14 protein-coding genes are annotated in these 18,351 nt (G+C 57.7%); 9 read left to right on the top strand and 5 right to left on the bottom strand.

All coding sequences use genetic code 11. The features are described from left to right. Positions 1-199 precede the first annotated feature (199 nt). From GA830_RS00165 to GA830_RS00135, 7 genes are all read left to right on the top strand, one after another. Positions 200-2,389 carry an anthranilate synthase gene (locus tag GA830_RS00165; RefSeq protein ID WP_195163150.1) on the top strand — a complete coding sequence of 730 codons (2,190 nt, stop codon included), beginning with the start codon at positions 200-202 and terminating at the stop codon, positions 2,387-2,389. Between the two features lie 52 nt (positions 2,390-2,441). Continuing rightward, the gene (locus tag GA830_RS00160; protein ID WP_195163149.1) at positions 2,442-3,353 is read left to right on the top strand and encodes a cation diffusion facilitator family transporter; all 912 of its coding nucleotides are present in this window, start codon (positions 2,442-2,444) and stop codon (positions 3,351-3,353) included. Positions 3,354-3,623: 270 nt separating this feature from the next. Then, on the top strand, positions 3,624-3,767 hold the full coding sequence (locus GA830_RS00155) for an AbrB family transcriptional regulator (protein ID WP_195163148.1): 144 nt from the start codon (positions 3,624-3,626) through the stop codon (positions 3,765-3,767). 301 nt (positions 3,768-4,068) lie between these two features. Further along, the gene (gene leuA, locus GA830_RS00150) at positions 4,069-5,766 is read left to right on the top strand and encodes a 2-isopropylmalate synthase (protein WP_374939285.1); all 1,698 of its coding nucleotides are present in this window, start codon (positions 4,069-4,071) and stop codon (positions 5,764-5,766) included. A gap of 240 nt (positions 5,767-6,006) precedes the next feature. Beyond that, the gene (locus GA830_RS00145) at positions 6,007-7,668 is read left to right on the top strand and encodes a tetratricopeptide repeat protein (protein ID WP_258045501.1); all 1,662 of its coding nucleotides are present in this window, start codon (positions 6,007-6,009) and stop codon (positions 7,666-7,668) included. 29 nt (positions 7,669-7,697) lie between these two features. Further along, complete coding sequence (locus GA830_RS00140; protein ID WP_195163146.1) at positions 7,698-8,465, top strand: alpha/beta fold hydrolase; 768 nt, start codon at positions 7,698-7,700, stop codon at positions 8,463-8,465. Between the two features lie 112 nt (positions 8,466-8,577). After that, entirely contained in the window at positions 8,578-9,240 is a 663-nt protein-coding gene (locus GA830_RS00135) for a hypothetical protein (RefSeq protein WP_195163145.1), read from the top strand. Here the strand turns inward: GA830_RS00135 and GA830_RS00130 are convergent. Beyond that, entirely contained in the window at positions 9,230-10,162 is a 933-nt protein-coding gene (locus GA830_RS00130) for a metallophosphoesterase family protein (RefSeq protein ID WP_195163144.1), read from the bottom strand. The genes GA830_RS00135 and GA830_RS00130 overlap by 11 nt on opposite strands. Before the next feature lie 50 nt (positions 10,163-10,212). Here GA830_RS00130 and GA830_RS00125 point away from each other — a divergent pair, with 50 nt between their 5' ends. Then, positions 10,213-10,713 carry an NUDIX domain-containing protein gene (locus GA830_RS00125; protein WP_195163143.1) on the top strand — a complete coding sequence of 167 codons (501 nt, stop codon included), beginning with the start codon at positions 10,213-10,215 and terminating at the stop codon, positions 10,711-10,713. Between the two features lie 184 nt (positions 10,714-10,897). After that, positions 10,898-11,413 (top strand): GNAT family N-acetyltransferase, encoded by a 516-nt coding sequence (locus tag GA830_RS00120; protein ID WP_195163142.1) that lies wholly within the window; start codon positions 10,898-10,900, stop codon positions 11,411-11,413. Between the two features lie 9 nt (positions 11,414-11,422). Here GA830_RS00120 and GA830_RS00115 read toward each other — a convergent pair whose 3' ends face one another. From GA830_RS00115 to GA830_RS00100, 4 genes are read right to left on the bottom strand one after another with little or no spacing between them, the layout of a single operon-like run. Further along, on the bottom strand, positions 11,423-13,489 hold the full coding sequence (locus GA830_RS00115) for a hypothetical protein (RefSeq protein WP_195163141.1): 2,067 nt from the start codon (positions 13,487-13,489) through the stop codon (positions 11,423-11,425). Between the two features lies 1 nt (position 13,490). Next, complete coding sequence (locus tag GA830_RS00110) at positions 13,491-16,307, bottom strand: DUF4159 domain-containing protein (RefSeq protein WP_195163140.1); 2,817 nt, start codon at positions 16,305-16,307, stop codon at positions 13,491-13,493. Beyond that, the gene (locus tag GA830_RS00105; RefSeq protein ID WP_195163139.1) at positions 16,304-17,221 is read right to left on the bottom strand and encodes a DUF58 domain-containing protein; all 918 of its coding nucleotides are present in this window, start codon (positions 17,219-17,221) and stop codon (positions 16,304-16,306) included. Before GA830_RS00105 ends, GA830_RS00110 begins: the two co-directional genes overlap by 4 nt. A gap of 32 nt (positions 17,222-17,253) precedes the next feature. Further along, positions 17,254-18,261 carry an AAA family ATPase gene (locus GA830_RS00100; RefSeq protein WP_195163138.1) on the bottom strand — a complete coding sequence of 336 codons (1,008 nt, stop codon included), beginning with the start codon at positions 18,259-18,261 and terminating at the stop codon, positions 17,254-17,256. Positions 18,262-18,351: the final 90 nt, after the last annotated feature.

The raw sequence follows: 18,351 nt of genomic DNA, 5'->3' as shown, positions 1-18,351 counted from the left end.
TTGCGCGCAGTCCCGTTCGTCGCTATTGAATTCGGAATGATCTCGATTTCAACCAGCAATAAGTGGTGGTGGGCCAGCTAACAGCGGCCTTCGAAAGCGCATGCGCGTGGAATTTCAGAATGGCCGCAACGGATTTCCGGGCGGCCTTTTTCTTTAAGCTGGCTTTCCGGGTCCGTAATGGAAACAGATGGAGACGGACATGACAGTCGAACTTCTTGAGAATGGTGCAGAACGGTTCGTCACCGCCGGGGGTGTGGCGATAACCCGACAGCGCCATGAGACGCCGTACGATAAGGCGATCGAGACCTACATAGATGGACTGAACAGCCGGCGCGGGGCGGTTTTCTCTTCAAATTACGAGTATCCGGGCCGATACACGCGTTGGGATACAGCCATCATTGATCCGCCTCTGGTTATCAGTGCGCGCGGACGAGTGATGAAGATCGAAGCGCTCAACCTGCGCGGCGCAGCGATGCTGCCTTTCATAGGCAATGCGCTGCGGCCGATGCAGGAACTTACAATCACCCATGAGCAGCCGTGTTTGATTGGGCTCACTATTGCCGAGCCGGGACGCGTGTTCACTGAGGAGGAGCGTAGCCGCGTGCCTTCGGTGTTTACGGTTCTTCGAGCGATTACCGCACTTTTCAAGACAGCCAATGATGCTAATCTCGGCCTCTACGGCGCTTTTGGTTACGACCTTGCCTTTCAGTTCGATCCGTTAAACTTCAAACTTGAGCGCAAGGAGAGTCAACGCGACCTGGTGCTTTTCCTGCCGGACGAAATCCTTGTCGTCGACCATTATTCAGCGATGGCATGGCACGACCGCTATGAATTTGCGGGCGACGGGTTTTCCACCGAGGGACTGCTTCGCGACGCAACAGAAGAACCGTTCAAGCTTGCCGACCAGATCCCGCCGCGCAGCGACCACCAGCCCAGTGAATATGCAAAGCTGGTGGACAAGGCGAAGCTCAGCTTCCAGCGCGGTGATCTGTTCGAAGTCGTCCCCGGCCAGATGTTCCAAGAGCGTTGTGATAGCCTGCCGTCAGATATCTGCCGCCGGCTGAAGACGATTAACCCATCACCGTATTCTTTCTTTATCAATCTCGGGGAAGGCGAATATCTTATCGGCGCCTCGCCAGAAATGTTTGTACGGGTCAATGGAAGGCGTGTGGAAACCTGCCCAATTTCGGGAACGATCAAACGCGGCGACGATGCCATCTCCGACAGTGAGCAGATTCTCAAGCTGCTCAACTCGAAGAAGGACGAATCCGAGCTGACCATGTGCTCGGATGTCGACCGAAACGACAAGAGCCGGGTCTGCGAGCCGGGTTCTGTTCGGGTTATCGGGCGTCGGCAGATCGAGATGTATTCGCGGCTCATCCATACCGTGGACCACATCGAAGGGCGACTACGCGAAGACATGGATGCGTTCGACGCGTTTCTCTCGCATGCTTGGGCGGTCACGGTGACCGGTGCGCCAAAACTCTGGGCTATGCGGTTTATTGAAGAGAACGAAAAGAGCCCACGCGCATGGTATGGCGGAGCCATCGGCATGGTGCATTTTAACGGCGATCTGAATACCGGTCTGACGCTGCGTACAATTCGCATCAAGGACGGCATCGCAGAGGTTCGCGCCGGTGCCACTCTGTTGTATGATTCCATTCCTGAAGAAGAAGAAGCGGAAACCGAACTGAAAGCGTCCGCAATGATCTCTGCCATTCGCGATGCACGCGCAGGTAACACCGCGGGCCAAGAGCAGGGCTCCGCGCAGGTGGGCGTCGGTGTCAATATTCTGCTGGTCGACCATGAAGACAGTTTTGTTCATACGTTGGCGAATTATTTTCGTCAGACGGGCGCCAAGGTCTCCACCGTTCGTACTCCTGTACCCGATGAGGTTTTTGACCGGCTGAATCCGGATCTCGTGGTTCTTTCGCCTGGTCCCGGCACGCCAAAGGACTTTAATTGTGCGGCAACCATCAAGCAGGCGCGGGTGCGTAAGCTTCCAATATTCGGTGTGTGCCTCGGGTTACAGGCGCTGGCAGAAGCTTATGGCGGTGAGTTGAGGCAGTTGCACATTCCGATGCATGGCAAGCCTTCGCGGATTCGCGTGCAGAAGCAGGGTGTGCTGTTTTCGGGATTGCCCACCGAAATTACAGTTGGCCGCTACCATTCGATCTTTGCCGACCCGGCTCGTTTGCCTGATGATTTTGTCGTGACCGCCGACACCGACGACGGAGTTATCATGGCAATTGAACATCGCAATGAACCGGTGGTAGCAGTTCAGTTCCATCCGGAATCGATCATGACGCTTGGCCACAATGCTGGGATGCGCATCATTGAAAATGTGGTGGCGCACCTGCCACGGAAAGCCAAGGAAAAGGCGGCATGAGCCGCTTCGTCCACAGCGCGGCCAAGCGTTCCTGACTGCTGGGTACCTTACCATGTCAGTTTCCAACCACAGAGTGGCCCGTCTTGCAGCGTGGTCCATTGGCATCGCCTTGGTGGTGTTCTCCATCAAGTCAGCGGCTTGGTGGATCACCGGTTCGGTGGCGCTATTTTCGGATGCACTTGAATCAATCGTCAACGTGATCGCATCCGGCGCAGCGCTCTACGCCATCCACCTAAGCCATAAGCCGGCGGATGATGAACATCCGTTCGGCCATCACAAGGCTGAATATTTTTCAGCTGTGCTCGAGGGCGTTCTCATCGTCGTGGCCGCGCTTCTCATTCTGGCCGCTGCCTGGCAGGCCTGGGACGCTCCGCAGATACTCGACAGGCCGTGGGCCGGGCTCCTGATCAATGGTCTGGCGACTGCGATCAACCTCGCTTGGGCGCTGGTGCTACTGAACAATGGCCGCAAGGAACGGTCTCCGGCGTTGATTGCCGATGGACAGCATATCATGACCGATGTTGTCACGTCGGTTGGCGTCATAGTCGGTCTGGTAGGCGCTGTGGTGACCGGCTGGGCAGTGCTCGATCCATTATTGGCGATTATCGTTGCACTCAATATTCTCTGGCAGGGGTGGAAAGTCATTGGTTCGTCCGTCAGCGGGCTGATGGATGTGGCGGTCGACAAGGAAGCGCATTTTCGTATTCGGGATATTATTTCAGTCAGTTCAAGCGGCGCGCTCGAGGTGCACGACCTGAAGACGCGGCTTGCCGGGCGTGCGACTTTTATCGAATTTCATCTGGTGGTCGACGCCGGCATGACAGTCGGCGAAAGCCACGCCATCTGCGACCGGATTGAGGACGCGCTGAAAGCCGACATTCCGGGCTCTCGAATTACCATCCATGTCGAACCCGACGATGAGGCAAAGCTTCCGCTCGGTACCACAGCGGTGCCATTCGCCTGAAGGTAACGATTTCGTCGTAGCGCAAGATATCCTGCTTCAAACGCGCCGTGGGAGTCGTTAACAAGGTTTCGAACTGCCATCCTTGTGTTGAAACGCAAGGTGGAACAATCAGATTGCCATCGTTCGCCTTCAGCGCGGCTCAGGCGATTGTGGGGGTTCTCATCGGATCATCTCTATCGCCGCAGATCATCGTGTTATTAGGCTCCGACTGGATGCTTTTTGGTACAGTAGTGCTTGCGGGGGCCTCGCATGGCTACTTGTGCATGAGGTATGGATTCGATAGCGATCATCTCCGCCGCATCCAAGACGGTCGATGTGTCATTCATCATGGCACTGCAATTCGCACGCTTCCTGTTTGTACTTATCGGCGGACCGCCGATTTCAAGGCTGGTGGCCCGCCTGATCAAGGATTGAGGTAATGGTGGGCTTGCGCCGGCAACGCTGCTTCTGTAGAGATTGACCAATGTATATGCGCCGCCAGCTCATGATCAGCCGTCCATCCGCTTTTGCGGGCGAGACGCTGCGTGCGCTGTCTGCCGGCCTGCTTCTGCTCGTCCTTACCGGCGATCGTCGGGCTCGCTGAAGGGGCACCCGGCGGTCGATGAGCCGCACGGGCCGATGCTCCTTGCCAACCAAATTTACCCCAAGACCTTCAATAATGGCGCTGCTTCGCTATGGGAAACATACCCTTGGTTAGCCGCCTGGAGACCAAACGATGAACGATCGAGCCGAAATTCGCTCAGCTGGGATGCCCAACGCTGCAACCAAGTACCTGCCTTATCCAGCAGTAGGGCTCAAAGACCGCACATGGCCGGAAAACAGCATCACCAAGGCACCAGTCTGGTGTTCCGTCGACCTGCGTGACGGAAACCAGGCATTAGTCGATCCGATGGGGCATGATCGCAAGGCGCGGATGTTCCAATTGCTCCTCCAAATGGGGTTCAAAGAAATTGAGGTTGGCTTTCCGTCTGCATCGCAAACCGATTTCGATTTTGCTCGTTGGTGCATTGAGACCGCCAACATCCCCGATTCTGTCGATCTTCAGGTGCTGGTCCAGTGTCGCTCCGAACTGATCGAGAGGACGTTCGAAGCGGTGGAGGGGGCCAAAAGCCCGATCATCCACTTCTACAATTCCACCAGCGAATTGCAGCGCCGCGTGGTGTTTGGGAAAGATGTACCCGGCATTATCCGCATCGCAACAGATGCTGCCAAGATGATTATGGACAAGGCCGCCAAGGCAGGGGGCGACTACCGCTTCCAGTATTCGCCAGAGAGTTTTACCGGGACCGAACTGGAAGTGGCGCTAGAGATCAGCAATGCCGTGGCCGAAGTGGTGAAGCCGAGCGCTGACAACAAACTGATCCTCAACCTGCCCTCGACGGTGGAAGCGTCAACACCCAACATCTACGCGGACCGGATCGAGTGGATGATCCGAAATCTGGATAACCGCGAAAACCTGATTATCTCGTTGCACCCGCACAATGACCGGGGTACCGGAATTGCCGCAACAGAACTCGGTCTTATGGCAGGGGCGGATCGGGTGGAGGGCACGCTGTTTGGCAATGGCGAACGTACCGGCAATGTCGATATCGTCACGCTGGCCCTTAACTTGTACACTCAGGGTATCGACCCCGAGCTTGATTGTTCAGACATCAACCGGATGAAAGATGTCTACGAATATTCAAACCAGCTGAAGATACCAGAACGACATCCCTATGTTGGAGAGCTGGTCTACACGGCCTTTTCGGGTTCGCATCAGGATGCCATCAACAAGGGCATGAAGGCCCTGAAGGTGGCCAACACCCCCCACTGGGAGGTGCCCTATCTGCCGATCGATCCGGCCGATGTCGGGCGCAGCTATGAGGCGATCATCCGCATCAACTCGCAGTCGGGAAAAGGCGGCATCGCCTACATTCTGCAGACTGACTACGGCCTCAACCTGCCGCGAAGCCTACAGGTGGAATTCAGTCAGGAAATCCAATCGATCACGGATTCTGAGGGCAAAGAAGTCACTGCACAGCGTATCTATGAACGCTTCATCGAGATCTATGTCGAGCAGCCTGATGGGCGTTTCCGTTTTCTCGACCACCACACCTATCCCGATACGGAGCGCAAGGGGCAGCGGATATTAGAAGCCACCATTCTCGACAATGGTACGTTGGTAACCATCACGGGATCGGGCACGGGGCCGATTGACGGCTTTGTCGATGCGTTGTCGCGGCATATCGGGATCGAGCTATCCGTCCAGGACTATTCCGAACATTCGTTGCATCGCGGATCGAATGCGGCGGCCATCAGCTACATGGAAATGGTTCATCCTGGAGGCCGCATTTTTGGTGCGGGCATCAACACCAACATTGTAGCGGCCTCCTTGGAGGCGGTTGTATCTTCTGCGAATCGCGTGTTAAGGTAGTGCTGACGCTGAATTAAGAAAAAATTTGGGAAAATACACCGGCCCGGTATTCGGTTGGGCTGGTTTCTATGTATCAGCCCGTGCATCTGCTTGTGCAGGTCGACTTACGCGGTATGATCACTATGCTCGTATCGAAAGGTTCGACGCTTGCAACAGAATACGCCTGCCGCCCCCGCAGTGCGCGAGACTCTCGACAGACTTCTCGCCAGTGAAACATTTTCACGCTCTGAACGAGCGCGCATGTTTATTCAGTATCTCGTTGATCGAGAGCAGGCTGGCGAGGCTGATCGTCTTAAAGGGTACTCCATCGCTGTCGACGTGTTCGGTAAAGATGAAGAGTTTGATCCCGCAACAGATTCCGTAGTCAGGGTGCAGGCAGGTCGGCTTCGCGATTTGCTGTCGCACTATTATGCATCTGAGGGAGCTGCCGAAAAAATCAGGATCTCAGTTCCTAGAGGCAGCTATGTTCCGGAATACGAGATTAGGACGCTGCCCCAAACTGAAAGTAATCTCGAACCTATCAAATTTAGCGAGGAGAGAGGTGGCATAGGGCTGGTCGGCATCGTTGGCGGGCACCCCGTGGCGCTCCAAGCTACGAGGGGAGCGCGGCTACCGGAAATTCAAATTCTCACTCAATTGCGGATGATATGGTTCGCGGTATCTATGGTTGTGGTGGCGTTGGGATTCATCCTCTATCAAGCCGCCCCTCCGGCGACGAGCGAGATCGTCACAGCGGCGACCGGCAAGCCAGCGCGGGCTCTGGCAGCCATCGACAGAATCGCTATCGAAACCTTGCCGACGGTTTTCGTCCGGGTAACGCATCCGGATCAGGAAACCAGACGCGTGGAATTAGTATTGAGGCGTGGTTTATCCGGATTCGATACCGTAGCGTTTATTGCTTCTCCCCCGGTGGACGAGTTTTCCAGTAAGCTTAATTTCGTGTTTGAACTAAGTGACGGTGCAGAGTCAGGCAGCGTGGTTGCCGAACTTCAGCATGAGGCAAGCAGTAAAGTCCTGCTTTCGCGAACTTTCTCAGCTGCGGAGATTGCACTCACACTCGATGACCAGGTAGCCGCAATGCTCAGCGCGACCATCCCCGCTTCGGGAATTCTCTACTCTCATATCGAACAGAACAATCTGCAGCTTGGCCTTACAAACTGTTTGCTGTTGAATGACGACTTTTATCTCAACCAGACGGCGGAAGGCCATCTGAAAGCGTACAAATGTTTTGAGAGGCTAATTGCTGCTGGGACCAAATCGCCGCTCGTCTATTCCGAAATGGCGGCCTTACATCTCAAGACAGTGACCGATGGGTACTTTTATCCGCGCGATGCTACTGCCGAGCAAGCCATGGAGTTGGCTCGAAACAGCGTTCTGATGGGCCCGACCAGTCCGTACTCCCATCGCGCATATGGCTTTATCAACTCACGTGCAGGTACCGCGGAAGAATCGATGCGATGGATGAAGAAAGCCTACGAGCTCAACACATTTGATCTCAGCATGGCGGCGGCCTACGCCAATTCACTTGTTTTTTCAGGTGCTTATGCAGAGGGTGTAGCACTTATGAAGCGAGCCGTGGACCTGACGAGTGCGCATGCGCCGTGGTGGGATTATGGATTGTTTCTAGGCCAATACATGCTGGACGATCTAAGAGGAGCGGCTCAGGCAGCGGACGGTCTCATGACTATCAAACGCTCTCCGTATCTCGCTGCAAGGCTGGTGGTTGCGTACAATGCTTCAGACTTCGTGACATGCCGCTATCTTGCCAGGCAATTAGAAGCTTTGGACCCTGGTTTCTCTGCCGACCCGCAGGGCTACTTTTTGAAAGCGAACTACCCACCGGCACTGGCTGACAGGTTCACTCGATCGCTGCGAATTGCTGGACTTGGCGGAAACAGCTGAAGCATGACATCGTACGATACAGGGCGCGCATGGCATCCGGACAATTAAGCTGCAGCGAGACCGGAAACGGCATTGAGAGACTGGTATTGCTGCATGGTCTCGGTAGTACCCGTCTGGCATGGAAAGCTGTTTCATCGGCGCTCGCAAGCCACGCGCAGATGCTGACTTATGATCTTCCAGGCCATGGCGACTCGCTAGATTTTCCGGAAGCGGGGCCGGCGACGCTGGCGGCAAAAGCGATTCTGGCTGATCTCAACGCGCGCGGGGTTGAACGCATTCATCTTGCCGGTCATTCGATGGGTGGCGCAGTTGCTGCGCTGATGGCACTCTCTGCATCGGAACTTATTGCCTCATTGACGTTGCTTGCGCCTGGCGGATTCGGCGACGAGATCAACGGCCGGCTGCTGCGACGCTATGCTGCGGCACACGCACCCGAAGAAATTCGAGCCTGCCTGGAGATGATGACAGGCTGGCGACATCCAGTCCAAGACAAGACCGTGACAGAGTTGGTGGCCATGCGCGCCATTGCCGGACAAAGCGCAACGCTGGTTGCCATGGCTGCAGCCATTACGCGCGACGAACGGCAAGGCGTAATCCCTCGAGACCGGCTTGCCCGGCTTAATATGCCTGTGGCAGTTCTATGGGGTCGTCTAGATGCGGTTCTTCCGGTCCACCATTCGGATGATTTGCCACCCGCATTTGCACGGCATGTCATTGCTGGGGCTGGGCATATGCTGCCCGAGGAGGAGCCCGCCTTCGTCGCAGACATATTGCTGGAACAGCTGCGTAACGCCTGAATCTATTCACACCCTATCATTTGGGTGATTCTGCTCGCCTTTCGTGTTAAATTTTCCTTAATGTGAACACATAAGTTTGAACGAATCCCGGATTCGAGGGAGTTGGCAACCGATGAGTGACGTAAGCGAAAACGCAAAGGTTGAGACTGGGCGACGCCTTTCTGATGTCATTCGGGAGGTCAAGAGTGTTGCGGCTGATCGAGACGACGTTGTTGTTGACATGCGAGAGGCGCAACGTATGCGGCTTGAGCTTCTAGCTTCAGAACTGGCTCCGGTCTTTGCCGATGTGCCCGACGACAATGACTGGTTCGACTTTGTAATCTCGTCGGGTCTGCAGCCGCGGCTGTGGATTGATGCTGTCTGTCATGTCTCGATGGGACGCGACCGCCGTACCTACCGCTTCTTGCGCGATACAAGGCTCGGTCGTGTCGTGCTGGCAGAATCCACGGACATGAAGCCAGTCGCCGATCAGGTGACCCGCTATGTCGCTGAACGTATTGTGGAACGTCAGCGCGTGCTCGAAGGCGATGTCGCGGCGCTGTCTGCCCCGGTTGAAGCGGTTCCCCAAAAGTCTCACGTTGAAGCAGCTGGATTGCATGACGAAGCCGAACCGCTTCAGGAAATACCTCCTCATCTGGAAGAGAAGTCTGGAGGCTGGAGTGCCTTCTGGTTCGGTCTGGCGCTCGTTCTGGTTGGTGCCGCTGTGGGGCTTGGTGTGATGATCGGCGGCGGAACCTTGTGGACCAAACTGGCAGAATTTGGCCTTACGTTCTGACCGGCTCCGGCGCAGCCGGACGTGCGAGCAGTTCTATTGACGCAATCTCGCGCGGCGGGACCGAACTGCCGGTGAGCCCACGACGGGTGAGACGCAGGTTCCAGCCGCCTTTCTCACCCGAGATTTCTAGAAGATTGTACTGCGCCGCAGGCTTAGAGCCTCCCGGTGACTGGCCTGCTGCAGCCACGCCGACGACCGGCACTGGTCCATCCTTTCCGGCGATCGTATAGAGACTGGGCAGGTGCGAGTGGCCGTGAAGCACTAACTCGGCGCCATGCTTCAGTAAGGTTTTCTGGAATCTTCCAATACCAAACAGGCGCTTGTGCTGCGGCACCGCGTTGCGCACCGGCGGGTGATGGATCATCACCACACGGAACAGGTTCTTCGCGCCTGCTTCATCCAGCAATTTTCCCAACCGACGCGCCTGGGCCGCACGGAAAAAGCCCGATGCCATGAAGGGCGCTGTCGCCCGCGCAGAGGTGACGCCGATCAGAGCCACATTGTCGCGTACCCGCATATAGGGGAATGCTTTGCGATCTCGCGGTGGAGCGGCACCATCGGACGCCATGTACCTCCCCCAGGCGCGACAGACCTTGTCAAAGGCTCCCGGCACATAGGCATCATGATTGCCCGGAACAACTGAAATGTCGTCCGGATTGCCCACCATTTCCAACCACTGCTTGGCAACATCGATTTCAATATCGAGGGCTAGATTGACGAGGTCTCCGGTAACCGCGATATGATCGGGCGCGTGCGCTTTCATGTCCGCCAGGATAGCGTCGATGACGCTGTCATGCAGGAATTTTCTCCTGTTGCGATGCCAATTCACATAGCCGGTGATACGCTTGGAAGCGAGATCACGGTACGATACATCGGGGAGCGGCCCAAGGTGGATGTCGGAAAGATGCGCAAGCCTGAACATTTTTTCTTTCTAGGGCACACTTGCCATGCAGGCCAGTGGCGCAGCGCTATATGAGCGGCGGAACCGACACTTTCTCGTCCAGACAGAGCAACTGGCAAAAACTTAGAAGTCGGATGTTTCACCTGTTTTTTCTTTTTCAGCGCCCGATGACGCTCGGGGTTCGCGCTGTCGTGCATGATGCCAATGCAGGCACGGTGTTTCTGGTCCGACATACCTATGTATCCGGGTGGCATCTACCTGGCGGGGGTGTAGAGCCGGGCGAAAGCATGGTGACATCTCTTGAGCGGGAACTGGAGGAAGAGTGCAATATCGAATTGCTCGCGCCGCCGGAGCTGCGATCAATCCATTTTAATCGCCAGGCCAGCCGCAGGGATCATGTGGCCGTCTATCTGGTTACTTGCTTTCTCCAGACTTCTGAACGTTTGCGTGACCACGAGATCGCGGAAGCGCGGTTTTTTCCTGTTGGCGATCTGCCCGATACCACGACGCCGGCGACACGGAGGCGGTTGGCCGAGATGTTTGAAAATATTCCAGTCGGGCAGGATTGGTAGCGTCCGGATATTGTTCGTTTACGGGCGCAAAATTTGGTGGTAGCGAATTTATCCGATGAAAATGTCATATGCATCCTTTTCCAGCCGACGACGAATGGGCGCCCGCGCGTAAAGCGCTGACCGCATTTCGACCGCGCATATTCAATCGCGGCGATCCTTCCTCTTCGCACCGGATGCCAAGACCATGAACGCTGCCGACATTGTGTATCTGCCCGAGACTGTGGCCCACGACGCCGACATAGACCAGATCAACGAAGAAGCGTTTGGCCCCGGGCGCTTTACCCGTGCGGCCTACCGCATCCGTGAGAATGGTCCCCACGAGCGGCCCCTTTCTTTCGTGGCCACCTACCAAGGCGCGGTTATTGCGTCGGTGCGGATGACGCGCGTTTCGGCCGGGCCCGGCCGTGGGCTGATGCTTGGACCACTTGCGGTGAGGCATGACTTTAAGAGCGTTGGCATTGGTCGCAAGCTTGTGAAGATTGCGCTGGAAGGCGCTGAGGAGGCAGGTTTTCCGTTGGTTTTTCTGGTGGGCGACGAACCTTATTACGGGCCGCTCGGCTTCCGGCGCATTCCGCGTGGCCAAGTCTCGATGCCACGGCCTGTTGATCTGGGGCGCCTGCTTGCGGTCGAGTTTTCTTCTGGCGCGGTAGCGAAGCTAGCCGGCATCATCGATCACGAGGATGTGGGCACTAAACCTTAACCCAAAGGGTCAGCGGCCTTCTCGGTACCACATCGACCCTAGAGCCATCAGCAGGACGGCGAGCCCCAGAAGCCCGGTGAAGAGCGGCACTCGAGACACAGACCTCAACACGCTGTCACCCGTTGTCCGGAGTCCGATCCAGTCGCGGCCTGATGCATCTCCCGCAGCGCGCACAGGCACGATGCCGGGAAGTGCAATCTGTGAGGTCCCGCCGATGCGGCGCACGCTTCCGTCATTGGCGTCAGTGATCGGCCGTAGGATGTTGGTCGTCGAGACGGTGTCGGAAAATTCAGGCGCGTTGATGGGACCGACATGGGCCAACGCTTTCAGGTCGCCATTGCCGATCTGGTAAAGGCCGATCTCCTCGACTTGAGAGCTGCCGGAAAAGACGCCCGCCGACTGGGATTGCAGCGGCACATCGAACGTCTTGCCTGACGGTGTGATCACCTGAGCCGGACCCGGATCTTCGCGCATGGTCTGGCGCCTGACGTCGAGCGTCATGCCGCGGCTGCCTGCGGTCAACCTTTCTTCTTCTAGTTCCGGTTCTTTCATTAACCAGTGGGCAATGCGCCGGTAGAGTGCCACATGTGGGCCACCGCCTTCAAACCCGCGCGCCCACAGCCAGCCCTGGTCGGAGAGGAACATGCCGACGCGGCCTTCGCCTTTTCTGTTCAGCACCAGAAGCGGTTTATCGTCGACGCCGCTCATCACCACTTCACCTTGCGGGCGGTCGATGCCGATGAGACGGAACCAGCGACTCCAGTTGGGCGGCTCGGTCGCGGAGCCTTCAAGACCACGGGTAACCGGGTGTCGTTTTCCGGTCTCGGTCAGGCGCGGAAAAAATCCTTTTTCAAGCACCTCGCCGGACGGCATTCCGGGAAGAGCCGAAATCAGAGGCGTGCGCGCAATCGATTGTTCTCCGGCATATTCGGGGCCGGCCGCGATCAGAAGTGCTCCGCCTTTTTCGACGTATTCTGCAATGTAATCATAGTACAGGATCGGCAGCACGTCGCGGTGCTGATAGCGGTCGAAGATGATCAGATCGAACTCGTTGATCTTCTCGACGAACAGCTCGCGCGTTGGAAAGGCAATCAGCGACAATTCGTTGATTGGCGTGCCATCCTGCTTCTCTGGCGGGCGCAGGATGGTGAAATGAACGAGGTCGACAGAGGCATCGGACTTCAGCAGGTTGCGCCATGTGCGCTCACCGGCATGCGGCTCACCGGAAACCAGAAGGACGCGCAGGTTTTCGCGGATACCGTCGATCTGAGCGATAGCGCGGTTGTTGGTGTCGGTGATTTCGTCCGGCGCTTTGTCGATTGCCAGTTCCACAATGTTGCTGCCAGCGCCAGGAACAACAATCTCAAGCGGAGTTTCGCTGCCTATTACAGCGCGTTGGATGGATCTCTGCTCGCCATTGACCGAGATCCGTACATCGACACTGCCGGTATCTCCGTCTGTCGCGAGCACCCGAAATGTCAATTCCAGCGGTTTGCCGACAATGCCGAAGCGCGGGGCTTTTTCGAAGCGGATGCGGCGGTCTTTTTCCTGGTTGTCGCCAGTGATCAAGGCGTGCAGCGGGGCCGAAAAATCCGGTTTGCCATCGGGGACATCGTGCACCTGGCCGTCGGTAATCATGATCGCGCCGGCAACGCGTGAGGGCGGGACGTCGTGCAGCACGCCGTCGAGGGCGCCGAACAGGCGAGTTTCAGTGTGTTCAGCCACCGGACCGATGTTGCCTGCTTCAACTACGCGCAGTTCGAATTGCTCAAACTGCGCAAGCCGCTCTTTAAGGCCTGCAAGGGCCGCATCCGTTTGTTCGCGGCGGTTGCCGATATCCTGGCTTTGGCTGCGGTCGACAACGATTGCGACTACGCTTTTCAACGATTCACGCTGTTCATCAAGGATAACCGGGTTGAGAAGCGCTGCGGCCAATGCCGTCACCGCGGCAAGCCGGAACGCCGAACCGCGCAGCCCGAGCAAGAGGCCACCAAGCACAAGCAGCGCCAACGGCACCATCATTGCTGCAAACCATGGCCAGGACAGAAGCGGTTCGAGCGCGATCGACCAGTTCATATTATTGTCCCAACCGTTCAAGCAGCGCGGGAACATGAACCTGATCGGATTTATAGTTGCCGGTCAGCATGTACATGACGATGTTCACGCCAGTTCGCAGGGCGTAGATGCGTTGCATCGGGTCGGAAGATACCGTCGGCAGCAAAGGCGCGCCGGTCGCGTCAATGGCCCAAGCGCCGGCGAGATCGTTGGCTGTGATGAGGATCGGTGAAACACCGTCGCCCGTGCGCACAGGCCGGTTAGCACTGTTCGTGGCTTCCAGTGAGGCTTCGACCCAGAGAGGTCCGCCATTGAAACGGCCCGGAAACTGCTCGAGAATGAAGAACGATTTTGTTAGCACATGGTCTGCTGGCACGGGCTCGAGTGGCGGCACGTTGAGCCCCGCCAGTATTTCGCGAAGCCGCTCAGTCGCCGGGCTGGCAGCACCGCCGCCAAAGCCTGTTGAATATTGGTCGCGGGTGTCGAAGAGGACGCTGCCGCCCTGCTGCATGTAGGTTTCCACGCGGGCGATGGAGGCAGGATCGGGCATCGGGGCTGCCGGGTCTATCGGCCAGTAGATCAGCGGATAAAACGCCAGCTCATCGCGATCGATGCGTACGCCTGCCGGCGCTCCGGGCTCAAGAGCTGTCTTTTCGACAAGAAATCGGGTCAGACCCTCAAGTCCGGCCCGACTGACCGAATCTACCCCAGGGACACCAGTGATGACGTAGGCGAGATGGGTTTTGCTGATGGCCTCGATTGCGATCTGATCGTCGGGGCGAGTATCATCCGCGTGCGCATGGTCGACCGATATTGCAAGCAGGGTTGCGATGACGAGCGCTGCCGTACCGCCAGCCATGCGTGTGCGCCGCAGCCGGGTCGTAACGCCAGCCATCCAGAACATGATCACGGTGTCGACGATGAACAACAGAACAGCCGCGGTCATCAAAGGCGCTTTCAGGTCCCGCGCCTCATTTTGAGCATAGCGCAGAACGGAAACAGGAACAGTGAATTTCGGCTGGACAAGGGGCGTCAACGTGGCGTCGGAGGCGAGGAGATTGTGGGCTACCACACCCTCTTCTCCGCCATAAAGCCCGGGCGGATTGTCGATGCTGACGGGCTGGGCTTCTGTGCCGACCGCCAATGGGCGTGTGTCATTCTCGGGTGGTACGATGGCGCCATTGGCTGCGATCATACGGTAGGGTGGCAGCGTTGTCGCCGCCTGACCCTGTACAGCGCCGATGCCCTGATTGCGCGAGAGCTGGACGATGCGACGTAGCATTTCAACGAAGGTGCCGGAGATCGGCAAAGTCGACCAGCTTGCTTCAGGGGTTACGTGAAACAGCACTAGCATGCCCTTGCCGCGTTTATCGCCTGTCACAAGCGGAGTGCCATCTGCCAGCGTTGCCCAGCTATGGTCGACTAGATCAGGCGTCGGCTCGGCCAACAACTGGCGGTTGACGGTAACATCGCTCGGAGACGGTAGCGATGAAAAGGGGCTGTTTTTGGGAAACTCGCCAACCGGTTGAGGCCCGGCCCAAGACAGGGCGCCGCCGAGTTGGCGCTCGACACGGCGCAGTGGCACCGGCAGAAGGTCGTTGTCGGCCGCCACAGTTAACAAACGCGAACTGGCGAAGCGCACCAACGTGCCGCCTTCTTCCATCCATTGTACCAGTTCGGTTCGCGCCTCATCGGGGATGGTCCCGGTGTCGGCGAGCACGATTACTGCAGGCTTTTGCTCGAGAAGTTCGGAAATACCGGCGGAAAGGGTAGGGCTGCGTGGCTCGACAAGGTCGGCGAAGGGGGTCATGGCGCGGCGTATGTAATGCAGCGGCGACAAAAGCAGCCGCGCTTCATCCACCGGAGTTTCCGATAACAGTCCGACACGCCGGCGAGTCGATGATCCGTCGAGTACTCGTACTGCGCCAGCATTTAATTCACCGTCGAGTGCGATGGAGGCGAAATCGTTTCGCAATTCGAACGGCACCACAATGTCGCCGGTTGCCTCGGTAGCGCCGGGCTGAAAAGTCAAAGTCGCATCGCCCAGGCGTCGACCTCTGTTGTCAAACGCGCCGGCGGTCAGAATGGATGGAGCCGCGTTGGTTGTGGCACGCACCGCTGTCACCGTGAAACGGTCGGTGCCATTGATTGCGCTGGTCAGCCCGATTGTGTCGAGCCGTTCGGGCGTTGCCCAGATGATGTTGGCAGGCCGCGTTGTCGCTATCAAAGTATTAAATGCCACCTCGTCGTCAGGCCCGGCCAGGCCATCAGAAAGGATGGCCAATGTGGCTGGCGGCATTGAGCGCATGGCATCGGCTACCCGATCAAAGATCGCCTTCCGGTCTGCGGGCACCGGGCGAGGCTTCACGGCGTTGAGGCGATTGAGGGCTTCCGCCGCACCGAAAGGGCCGATCTGCTGGTTGGCTCTTTCGGAGGTGAAGGCGAGAAGGATCGGAACCGAGTTTCGCTCAGCCTCGTCGATCAGTCTGGTGGCAGTTGCCACATGACTGTTCCACTCGGCTGATGTTGTCCAGTTGTTGTCGACGACGAGTGCCAGCGCCTCGCCCGTCTCCGGCATGTCCTCCTTTGGGTTAAGCACAGGTTTGGCCAGCGCCGCCACTATCAGCCCTGCCATCACTAACCGCAAAAGGGTTATCCACCACGGACTCTGATGTGACGTCTCGTCTTGCCTCAGCACGCGTGCCAGGATTTTCAGTGGCGGAAAAATCTCGGTCTGCGGACGTGGTGGCGTCACTCTGAGAAGCCACCAGATGACCGGTAGTGCCAGAAGGCCCCAAAGCAGCATCGGGGCGCCAAAAGAAAGCGGAAGCCAGCTCATGCCGACGCCTTTAAGGTAGAGCCACCATCAGCTGTCATCGCCATATGAACCTTGACCAATGCCTGCGAGGCGAGGCGGTCCGTATGGCTGACCGTGTAACTCCAGCCTAGCCGCGCTGCCCAACTGGCGAGTTCCTGTCGCCTCGCGCTGTAAAGCTTGCGGTATTCGTCGGCCAACAGTTCGGCGCGGCCAGCGGTCAGTTTTTGCCCGGTCTCAGGATCAGAAAATTCGGTGCGCCCTGCATACGGAAAACTTTCTTCCGCCGGATCGGCAATTTCGATCAGGTGGGCGCGTACGCCATGACGGGCGAGCACATCAAGCCATTCCACAATGTCTTCCACCGGATCAAGAAAATCACTGGCGATGACGATGTCGGAGAAGCGGCGGATGCCCGTCAGATCGGGTCGTGATGGCTTGGAATCGGCATGTGCGAGGTGTACTGCCAGCCGCTCGGCGCCATTGCGCGCAGTGAATGGATCGACAAGCCCCGGCCATGCAATACGTTCGCCGCTTCGCGAAAGAAGTTCGGCCATAGCCAGTATCAAAACCAGTGCGCGCGATTGTTTTGAAGCCTGCGCGCCGGCTGATCGGTACAGCATGGAAGCCGAGGGATCGGCCCAAAGCCAGACAGTGTGGGCTGCCTCCCATTCGCGGTCTCGGACATAAACATGATCGTCGCGGGCGGAGCGCCTCCAGTCGATGCGCGACATGGTTTCGCCCTCGACATAGGGTCGAAACTGCCAGAAATTTTCGCCGATGCCGCGTTTGCGCCTGCCGTGCCATCCAGAGATCACGCTTGCTACAACCCGGCGTGCCTCAACCATCAGATCAGGCACCAATGCAGCACGCTGTCGTGCGCGGGCAAGGGCGTCATGTGCCCCGACCGATCCTTCTGCCTCTCCGATCTTGGCCATCAGAGCCTGGTCCAGGTGGTCAAAGGCATGGACTAGGCTCCAGCCTTGACCAGCCGGGCCACAACGTCACGCACCGACATGCCTTCGGCGCGGGCGGCAAATGTCAGGGCCATCCGGTGCTGTAGCACTGGCTCGGCCAGTGCGTGAACATCGTCAATAGAGGGTGCCAAGCGTCCATCATAGAGGGCGCGGGCGCGGGCGCAAAGCATCAGTGCCTGGCTAGCGCGGGGGCCCGGCCCCCAGGAAACATGCTTGTCGGTATCCGTATCGCCCTGACCCGGACGGGCAGACCGGACCAACTTCAGGATCGCTTCTACGACGCTTTCGGGCACCGGCATACGCCGGATCAAATGCTGTATCTCCTTTAGCCGCTCGGCGCTCATCACATTGCGCGGACGCGCCTCATCAACACCGGTGGTGTCAAGCAGGATGCGACGCTCGGCTTCGATGTCGGGATAAGGGATATCGACCTGCATCAGGAAGCGGTCAAGCTGGGCTTCCGGCAGCGGATAGGTTCCTTCCTGCTCGAGTGGGTTCTGTGTGGCCAAAACGTGGAAGGGCGCGGGCAAGTCGTGGCGGGCGCCGGCGACGGTGACGTGATATTCCTGCATTGACTGCAACAGCGCGGACTGTGTGCGAGGGCTGGCTCGGTTGATTTCGTCGGCCATCAGCAATTGTGCAAATACCGGGCCGGGGATAAAGCGGAACGAGCGTCTGCCGGACTCATCGGCGTCCATCACCTCGGAGCCAAGAATATCCGATGGCATGAGGTCGGGCGTGAACTGAATGCGGCGGGCATCCAGGCCGAGCGTTACGCCCAGAGTTTCCACAAGTTTCGTCTTTGCGAGGCCAGGAACGCCGACTAGCAGCGCATGGCCACCGGCCAGAAGGGCCACCAGAGTACGCTCGACCACGCTCTGCTGCCCGAAGATCACCTCGCCAACCGCATTCCGCACAGCAGAAATATCAGCGAGCGCGTGTTCAGCCGCGGCGATCATCTCCTTTTCATTCAAAGGCTTTTCCTTGATCGCGATGCTCATGGGGCATTATCCTTCGATCAATCGGAGCGGCCAATATGTGCGCTCCAGGTGCGACTCAGGGGTGCACCTCACCCCTGCCAGCGAACTTAA

It is taken from the genome of Mesorhizobium sp. NBSH29 (assembly GCF_015500055.1).
Lineage (GTDB): Bacteria > Pseudomonadota > Alphaproteobacteria > Rhizobiales > Rhizobiaceae > Neomesorhizobium.
Note: the sequence above shows the minus strand (reverse complement) of the source record. Positions and strands in the feature narration are given on the sequence as shown.

Bases quoted from the DNA above. Each gene is read 5' to 3' on its own strand.
- GA830_RS00130 (WP_195163144.1), bottom strand. From the start codon at position 10,162: ATGTTCAGGCTTGCGCATCTTTCCGACATCCACCTTGGGCCGCTCCCC.
- GA830_RS00145 (WP_258045501.1), top strand. From the start codon at position 6,007: ATGTTTATTCAGTATCTCGTTGATCGAGAGCAGGCTGGCGAGGCTGAT.
- GA830_RS00105 (WP_195163139.1), bottom strand. From the start codon at position 17,221: ATGGCCAAGATCGGAGAGGCAGAAGGATCGGTCGGGGCACATGACGCC.
- GA830_RS00120 (WP_195163142.1), top strand. From the start codon at position 10,898: ATGAACGCTGCCGACATTGTGTATCTGCCCGAGACTGTGGCCCACGAC.
- GA830_RS00100 (WP_195163138.1), bottom strand. From the start codon at position 18,261: ATGAGCATCGCGATCAAGGAAAAGCCTTTGAATGAAAAGGAGATGATC.
- GA830_RS00155 (WP_195163148.1), top strand. From the start codon at position 3,624: ATGGATTCGATAGCGATCATCTCCGCCGCATCCAAGACGGTCGATGTG.
- leuA (WP_374939285.1), top strand. From the start codon at position 4,069: ATGAACGATCGAGCCGAAATTCGCTCAGCTGGGATGCCCAACGCTGCA.
- GA830_RS00135 (WP_195163145.1), top strand. From the start codon at position 8,578: ATGAGTGACGTAAGCGAAAACGCAAAGGTTGAGACTGGGCGACGCCTT.
- GA830_RS00165 (WP_195163150.1), top strand. From the start codon at position 200: ATGACAGTCGAACTTCTTGAGAATGGTGCAGAACGGTTCGTCACCGCC.
- GA830_RS00140 (WP_195163146.1), top strand. From the start codon at position 7,698: ATGGCATCCGGACAATTAAGCTGCAGCGAGACCGGAAACGGCATTGAG.
- GA830_RS00125 (WP_195163143.1), top strand. From the start codon at position 10,213: ATGAGCGGCGGAACCGACACTTTCTCGTCCAGACAGAGCAACTGGCAA.
- GA830_RS00110 (WP_195163140.1), bottom strand. From the start codon at position 16,307: ATGAGCTGGCTTCCGCTTTCTTTTGGCGCCCCGATGCTGCTTTGGGGC.
- GA830_RS00115 (WP_195163141.1), bottom strand. From the start codon at position 13,489: ATGAACTGGTCGATCGCGCTCGAACCGCTTCTGTCCTGGCCATGGTTT.
- GA830_RS00160 (WP_195163149.1), top strand. From the start codon at position 2,442: ATGTCAGTTTCCAACCACAGAGTGGCCCGTCTTGCAGCGTGGTCCATT.